This window comes from Streptomyces sp. NPDC054932, assembly GCF_053610205.1.
Genome location: NZ_JBSGXU010000386.1, coordinates 1 through 1,739 on the forward strand (window position 1 = coordinate 1; position 1,739 = coordinate 1,739).

A 1,739-nucleotide genomic window follows, 5' to 3' on the forward strand; every position below is an offset into this window, starting at 1 on the left:
GCGGTGGCGGTACCCAGCCAGACGAGACCCGCGGCGGCCAGCGCGGCCACCCGTACTGCGTTCTTGTTGATCACGACAACTCCTCTGCGGACGTGGAACGTTGCCGGAGGGCGCGTCGGTCGGTCGCGCCTTGCCCCCGTTGCCCACGACTCTGCCAGAGGCCTGCGTGACAGCGGCAGGCACGTAAGGGATCATGTGTGTGCCATGCACCTTTAGGAGGCAAGCAGTTGGACACGGGCGCGGATGCGGAGTTACCGGAGGTCGACAGCGCGGCGATCGTGCTGTACCGGTGGACACTCGTGCAGGGCGGTCTCTCCCCTTCGGCGCTGCCGAGAGCCGCTGCCGAGACCGGACTGACCGAGGAGCGGTGCCGCGCCGCACTCCGCTCGCTCACCGACACCTGTCTCCTGAGGACGGCGGGCGAGGGCTGGCAGGCCGTCAGCCCTCAGGCGGCCGGGGCACACCTGCTGTCCGGGCCGGAGGCCGCGCTGCGCGCGCACGAGGAGCAGCTCCGGGCCCGCAGGGAGGAACTCCAGAACCGGCGGGACGCGTTCACCGGGCTCATCCCCGTCTACCTCCAGGCGCGGCAGCACGTCTTCCCGCAGGGCACGATCGACCACCTGCCCGACCAGTTCGCGGTGCGCGCGCTCCTCACGGAGGTCATCGACGGCTGCCGCGCCGAGATCCTGGTGTCCAAACACGGTGGCTCGTTCCCGGAGGCGGCGCTGCGCGAGGCACTGCCGCGTGACCTCGCGCTGCTGGAGCGGGGCGTGCGGATGTGCAGTCTCTACCAGCACGCCACCCGCTTCGACCCGGTGACACGGGCGCACGCGGAACGGCTGATCGGGGCGGGGGCGGAGATCCGCACGCTCCCCGAGGTGCTCCCGCAGATGATCATCATCGACGGGGAGCTCGGTTTCCTGCCGTCCCGGTCCGGCGGGGCGCTGCTGATCCGGGAGCCGGACCTGCTGGGCTACCTGCTGGACGTCTTCCACCGGGACTGGGAGTACGCGACGCCGTTCGCGACGGGCCCGCAGGCGGCCCACGACATCTCGGAAACGGTCAAGCAGAGCATCCTGGCGCTCCTGGCCAAGGGGCTCAAGGACGACTCGATCGCGCGACGCCTCGGGATTTCGCTGCGGACCTGCCGCAGGCACGTCTCGGAGCTGCTGCTCCAGCTGGGCGCGAACAGCCGCTTCCAGGCCGGGGTGATCGCCGAACGGCAGGGCCTGACACAGGGCCGCGGCGCGGCTTCGGAACGGGCACCGGAGCGGGTACCGGAACAGGCGCCGGAGCGGTCACCGGCGACCGGCACGGCTGCGGTGACGGCGCCGGTGTCAGCGGTGGCGGCGCCGGTGTCAGCGCCTCTCCCCCGTCCTTCCCCCACCCCGGAGCCGGCCGGTAACCCGGCTTCGCACGCCGCCGACCAGGTCCGTCCGCCCGGCTGCCCCGGCTGTGGGCGGGCTCTCCCGGCCGCCGCCGGGAGCCGTCCGGCCCCGGGCCGACCCGCCCGGCACTGCTCGGCGTCCTGCCGGGCGAAGGCCTACCGCGCCCGCCGCAAGTCCCGGCCCGGGGACGTCGGGCCCGCTGAACAAGCGTGACGAAATCGCCCCCACCACGTCACGAAACCCCCGTGGCCGCCCGGAGCCGGAGAGCCGGACCGATCATGACGTGCCGCCGGGCGGGACCAGCGGATCGAGCGGGCGCGCGGACGGGCCGGAGGGGACGAGCACGGCCGC

The 1,739-nt window shown here is 73.3% G+C and carries 1 protein-coding gene; it reads left to right on the forward strand.

Annotated features, from left to right (window positions below; all coding sequences use genetic code 11):
• Positions 1-227: 227 nt before the first annotated feature.
• Positions 228-1,601 (forward strand): LuxR C-terminal-related transcriptional regulator, encoded by a 1,374-nt coding sequence (locus ACWGE1_RS41000; RefSeq protein ID WP_453425561.1) that lies wholly within the window; start codon positions 228-230, stop codon positions 1,599-1,601.
• The last annotated feature ends 138 nt before the right edge of the window (positions 1,602-1,739 follow it).